The sequence below is a fragment of the Streptomyces mabaensis genome (assembly GCF_053763515.1).
Genome location: NZ_JBSOPZ010000036.1, coordinates 72778 through 78777, shown reverse-complemented (window position 1 = coordinate 78777; position 6000 = coordinate 72778). Strand labels below are relative to the sequence as shown.

The 6000-nt window shown below is 70.5% G+C and carries 4 protein-coding genes; 1 reads left to right on the top strand and 3 read right to left on the bottom strand.

Annotated features, from left to right (window positions below; genetic code table 11):
- Nucleotides 1-461: 461 nt before the first annotated feature.
- Entirely contained in the window at nt 462-1019 is a 558-nt protein-coding gene (locus ACWV17_RS27460; protein ID WP_455356838.1) for a MarR family winged helix-turn-helix transcriptional regulator, read from the bottom strand.
- A gap of 110 nt (nt 1020-1129) precedes the next feature.
- On the opposite strand from ACWV17_RS27460, the gene ACWV17_RS27455 reads away from it, so the two are divergent.
- Nucleotides 1130-2425, top strand: coding sequence for an MFS transporter (locus ACWV17_RS27455; RefSeq protein WP_455361785.1), 1296 nt, complete (start codon nt 1130-1132; stop codon nt 2423-2425).
- A gap of 27 nt (nt 2426-2452) precedes the next feature.
- Here ACWV17_RS27455 and ACWV17_RS27450 read toward each other — a convergent pair whose 3' ends face one another.
- Both ACWV17_RS27450 and ACWV17_RS27445 read right to left on the bottom strand, forming a co-directional pair.
- Nucleotides 2453-4279 carry an ATP-binding SpoIIE family protein phosphatase gene (locus tag ACWV17_RS27450; protein ID WP_455361784.1) on the bottom strand — a complete coding sequence of 609 codons (1827 nt, stop codon included), beginning with the start codon at nt 4277-4279 and terminating at the stop codon, nt 2453-2455.
- Between the two features lie 133 nt (nt 4280-4412).
- Complete coding sequence (locus tag ACWV17_RS27445) at nt 4413-5798, bottom strand: NAD(P)/FAD-dependent oxidoreductase (RefSeq protein ID WP_455361783.1); 1386 nt, start codon at nt 5796-5798, stop codon at nt 4413-4415.
- Nucleotides 5799-6000: the final 202 nt, after the last annotated feature.

The window sequence follows — 6000 nt, the reverse complement described above, 5'->3', positions numbered from 1 at the left end:
GGCACGCTGTTGAGTTCTCAAGGAACGGACGCTTCCTTTGGTCCCTTTTCATCGGGCCCTCCGGGCGCTTCCCTTCGGTCTTGCGTTTCCGACTCTATCAGACTCTTTCGTGTCCGATTCCCAGTCGAAGTGGGATTTCGCTCGCCTTCCCGGTCCGCTTTCGCGTTCCTTTCCGGCGGTTCCGACTCTATCAGATCCTTTCGGGCCTGATTCCCAGTCAGCGGGCTGTGTCTTTTCGGCTGTTGGGCCGTTCCGACGTCCCGGACTCTAGCGGATTTCCCAGGCGACTCATAATCGAGTCAAGCGAATTGAATTCCGGGCATGCCGAAATTGTTCCCGCTGGGAGATCGTGCTGAGTTGGGTTGCCGCGTCTCAGCGGCAGAGCGGCTGTCGCAGAACCGTTCCGGCCCCGTGACAACTCGAAGAACCTTACGGATCGGGCGGGCGCGTGTCAACTCGCCTCAGTCGAGGTCGCTCAGCCGTCCGCCGGCGTCCGGCTGAGTGTCCTCCACCCGGCGCAGCAGCCTGGTCAACATCTCGCCGAGCGCGCCCCGTTCCTCCGTCGAGAGGTCCTGGAGGAGCTCCTCCTCGAAGACCGTGGCCATGCTCATCGCTTCGAGCCACTTGCTACGGCCCTCGTCCGTGAGCTCCACGATCACGCGTACCCGGTTGGACTCGTCCCGCTCCCGGGTGACCAGTCCCTCCCCCACCATGCGGTCGATGCGATGGGTCATGGCAGCCGGCGTCAGGCCCAGGCGCTTGGCGAGGTCGCTCGGGCCCAGGCGGTACGGGCTGCCGGACAGGACGAGCGCCTTGAGCACTTCCCACTCGGCGTTGCTGAGGCCGAGGGCCGCGGTCTGGCGGCCGTACGCGACGTTCATCCGGCGGTTGAGCCGGCTGAGCGCCGAGACGACCTTCTCGACCTGGGGGTCGAGGTCGCGGAACTCGCGCTGGTAGGCGGCGATCTGCTCGTCAAGGCTCGGCTCGCTGACGGCGGAGGCGCCGGGGGTGTCTCCCATGACGCGAAGTATCGCACGCGGACGTTGGCATCGAAGTCCTTGGATGTGTATTGTTTAGCTTCGAACTTTAACTTCGAAGTCTTCAGACCTCACTCCTTAAGGCAGGTGAAATGACCAGGGCGATGGGCGCGGCGATGCGCCGGATCCAGACGGGCAACGCACTGAGCGCGTTCGGCATCGGTTTCACGGTCCCGTTCCTCTACGTCTACGTGGCACAGGTGCGGGAGCTGGGCTCCAGCACGGCGGGCATCGTGCTCGCCGTGTTCGCCGTGGCCGCACTGGTCGTGCTGCCGTTTACGGGTCGGGCCATCGACCGGCGCGGACCGGTCCCGGTGCTCGTCGGCGCCGCTGTCACCGCCTCGGTCGGCGCGATGGGGCTCGGGCTCGCGGACACCACCGCGCTGGTCGTGCTCGCGTCGGCGGGCCTCGGCGCCGGGACCGCGGTCATGCAGCCCGCGCTCGCGACGATGATCGTCTGGACTTCGGATCCGGCCACCCGTACCCGCGCCTTCGCCACGCAGTTCTTCCTGCAGAACCTCGGCCTCGGCATCGGCGGGCTGCTCGGCGGTCAGATCGTCGACGAGACCCGGCCGGGGAGCTTCACCCTGCTCTTCACGATCGAAGCGGTTATGTTCCTCGTGCTCGCCGCGATCGCCGGCACCGTTCGGCTTCCGCGCTCGCCGCTGATCCCGGACGCCATGCCCACGGACCCCTCGGAGACGAAGGGCGGCTGGCGCCGGCTGCTGCGGCACCGGGCCATGGTGCAGCTCAGCGTGCTGGGGTTTGTGCTGTTCTTCGCCTGCTACGGACAGTTCGAGGGGGGCCTCGCCGCGTTCGGCACGGAGGCCGCCGGGATCACGCCGTCGACGCTGGGCATCGCGCTGGCCGCCAACACCGCGGTGATCGTGGTCGCGCAGTTCGTCGTCCTGCGGCTGGTGGAGACGCGCCGCCGGTCACGCGTCATCGCGCTGGTCGGCCTGATCTGGACGGTCGCCTGGCTCGTCGCCGGGTACGCGGGCCTGGGCGAGGGCAGCCAGGCGATGGCGACCGCCGCGTTCGTCTCCACCTACGCGCTCTTCGGCCTCGGCGAGGCGATGCTGTCCCCGACCGTGGCTCCCCTCGTCGCCGACCTGGCGCCGGAGGCGGCCGTGGGTCAGTACAACTCGGCGTTCGCGCTGGTCAAGCAGCTCGCGCTGGCCGTCGGGCCGGCCGTGGGCGGTCCCATGGGTGCCGCGCTGCACGGTCCGTACATCGTGACGTTCGTTCTCTTCTCGCTCGGGATCACGGTCCTCGCGCTGCGGCTGGGCCGTCGGCTCACGCCGGTGCAGGACAACCCGTCGCTGGCGAAGTCGCGCGTGGTGGCCACTCGGGTGCCCGAGCAGGCGTCGGCGCCCGTCAGCGCGTAGGGCCAGGGCACCCGGCCCTGTCCGGCTCTAGTGGTCGGGCAGGGCGAACTCGCACCAGACCGCTTTGCCGCCGCCCGGGGTGCGGCGCGAGCCCCAGGACGAGGCGATCGTCGCGATGATCGAAATGCCTCGGCCCGCCTCGTCCGCCGGCTCCGCGCGGCGGCGGCGGGGCAGGTGGTCGTCCCCGTCGGTCACCTCGATGATCAGCCGTCGGTCGGTGCGGCGCAGTCGCAGGCGCATGGGCGGCATGCCGTGCTGGAGGGAGTTGGCGACCAGCTCGCTGGCCGCCAGCACGCCCAGGTCGCACAGCTCCACCGGGAAACGCCAGGACGCCAGCACCCCCGAGGCGAAGGCGCGGGCGCGCGGCGCCGCCTCGATACCGCCGAGGAGTTCCAGCGCGGCGTTGTGGAAGAGCTCGGCGTCCGGTCCCGTACGGGTCGGGTGCTGGAGGACCAGTACGGCGACATCGTCGTCATGGTCGGCGGTGACGCCGAGCGCGCGCATCAGGCGGTCGCAGATGACCTGCGGAGTGCCCTTCGCCCCGGACAGGGCCCGCTCCAGCGCGGCCACACCCTCGTCGATGTCCTCGCCGCGCCGCTCGACCAGACCGTCCGTATAGAGGACGGCGGTGGAGCCCGGGGGGAGGGCGATCGTGCCGGAGGAGTGCAGCCAGCCGCCGGTCCCCAGCGGCGGGCCGGTCGGGTCGGCGGCGCGCCGGACCGTGCCGTCCTCGTCGCGGACGAGGATCGGGAGGTGGCCGGCCGACGCGTAGACGAGGCGGCCCTCGTTCGGGTCGTGCACGGCGTACACACAGGTGGCGATCTGGCTGGCGTCGATCTCGGCGGCCAGGCCGTCGAGCAGTTGCAGGACCTCGTGCGGCGGGAGGTCGAGCCGGGCGTACGCGCGGACGGCCGTGCGCAGCTGGCCCATCACGGCCGCGGCGCGGACCCCGCGGCCCATGACGTCCCCGATGACGAGCGCGGTGCGGCCCGCGCCGAGGGTGATGACGTCGTACCAGTCGCCGCCGACCGCCGCCTCCGTACCGCCCGGCTGGTACGTCGCGGCGATGCGCAGGTCGTCGGGCTGCTCCAACTCCTGCGGGAGGAGCGAGCGCTGGAGGGTGACGGCGGCCTCGCGCTGGCGGCGCTCGCTGGCGCGCAGCCGCTCGGCGGCCTCCGCGTGGTCGGTGACGTCGGCGGCGAAGATCATCACGCCGCCGTTCTTGCCGACGTCGACCGGGGTGCAGGTGACCGTGTACGAGCCGCCGCCAGGGCCCTTGCGGTTCTTGACCGTACGGGGCTTGCCGCTGCGCAGCACCTGGTCGAGGAGCGGGAGCAGGCCGAGTTCGTCCAGTTCCGGGAGGGCCTGGCGGGCCGGGGCTCCGGCCGGGCGGGGGCCGAAGGCCGCGGCGTAGGCGTCGTTGACGTAGGCGATGCGGTGCTCGGGGCCGTACACCAGAGCGACGAGGGCGGGCAGCCGGGCGAGGACTTCCCGTACGGACAGGTCGTCGAGGGAGGGGACGGGCAGGTCGTGGTCCTGGCCGGCCGGCGGCGGTGCGGTGCCGCCCGGGGTTGCCTCGGGGGCGTGGACCGGTGCGTTGTCCGCGGTCCTGGTACCCGTCGTTCCCTTTTTGGCGGTGGTGGAGTTCGACGCTTTTGGCGTGTCCGGGGTGTTCGGCGTGTTCGGTGTGTCGTTCGACGGGTCGGGCGTGGGCCCGTCATTGCCGGTGTCCGCGCCGGGCGCGGGCTGATCCGGGTGCTCACCGCGAGCCGCGGGCACGGAACCGCGATCGGTCCGCGCTGCGGCGCGGCGCTGCGTTCCGGGAAGCCGGGCGCTCCAGCGCGTGAAGTTCACTGACTCTCAAGCCTCGTGGTGTCGCTGTGGGGACGCTGCTGTGGGGGTCGCTGCTGGTCGGTGCGGTTCACTCTGTGCAGGTGTGAGCCCACCTATGGTCACACGTCCAGTGTGGCCGACCGCACTGACAACGTCAGTCGGTGCTGTCCTTCGGACGCTCTCGGCCCGCCGCGAGTTCGAACTCGGCACGCGGGTGTTCGAGCGACCCGAGAGAGACGATCTCACGCTTGAACAGTCCGGCGAGTGTCCATTCGGCAAGGACTCTCGCCTTCCGGTTGAACGTGGGCACGCGGCTGAGGTGGTAGGCCCGGTGCATCAGCCAGGCCGGGTACCCCTTCAACTTCCGTCCGTAGACGTGTGCGACGCCCTTGTGGAGGCCGAGGGACGCGACCGATCCCGCGTAACTGTGCGCGTAGTCCTGGAGCGGCTGTCCGCGCAGGGAGGCGAGAACGTTGTCAGCGAGGGTCCTGGCCTGGCGCACGGCGTGCTGGGCGTTCGGCGCGCACTCCGTGCCCTTCTTGTCTGCGGTGACGTCCGGGACCGCGGCCGCGTCGCCCGCCGCCCAGGCGTGTTCGACGCCCTCGACGGTGAGGCGGGGGGTGCAGACGAGCCGCCCGCGGCCGTTCCTGGGCAGGTCGGTCGCGGCGAGGATGGGGTGCGGCCTGACGCCCGCGGTCCACACGACCGTACGAGTCGGGAAGCGCGAGCCGTCACTCAGTACGGCGACCCTGTCCTCGCAGGAGTCGAGGCGGGTGTCCAGCCGGACGTCGATGTTGCGGCGCCGCAGCTCCCGGATCGTGTAGTGGCCCATCGCCTCACCGACCTCGGGGAGGATGCGGCCGGTGGCCTCGACGAGGATCCACTTCATGTCCTCGGCCTTGATGTTGTGGTAGTACCGCGCGACGTAGCGGGCCATGTCCTCCAGCTCGCCGAGCGCCTCCACGCCCGCGTACCCGCCGCCGACGAAGACGAAGGTCAGGGCGGCGTCACGGACGGCCGGGTCGCGGGTGGCGGAGGCGATGTCCATCTGCTCGATGACGTGGTTGCGCAGGCCGATGGCCTCCTCCACGGTCTTGAAGCCGATGCCGTAGTCGGCGAGGCCGGGGACCGGCAGGGCGCGGGAGATCGAGCCGGGGGCGAGGACCAGTTCGTCGTACGCGATCTCGACCGGGCCGGCGCCCTCCTCCTCCGTGGCCAGGGTGGTGACGGTGGCGGTGCGCTTGGCGTGGTCGATCTTCTGGGCCTCGCCGATGACGATCCTGCACTTGTTCAGGATCCGGCGGAGCGGGACGACCACGTGGCGGGGCGAGATGGAGCCGGCGGCCGCCTCGGGGAGGAACGGCTGATACGTCATGTATGGCTCGGGTGTGACCACGGTGACCTCGGCCTCGCCGTTCTTCAGCTTCTGCTGGAGACGCAGCGCGGTGTACATCCCGACGTAGCCGCCGCCGACAACGAGAATGCGTACAGGGGCCGGGGGTCCGGGGGTCGTCCCCCGCGTATATGCAGCCTTCACCACACCATGACGCAACGCGTTCAGGAGTTTGTCCACAGGCCCGGCAAATTGTGTGACCGGCGGGCGGGGCGGGACAGGGGCTCCGACGTCGACCGGCCAACCGGGATATGCGCAGGTCAGGGCGGAGATGGGGGCTGGTGCCGGGGGGCGGATACAGGAAGGATTCGGTGCATACTCCGATCGGGGGGCGCTCCGTGCGGAACTA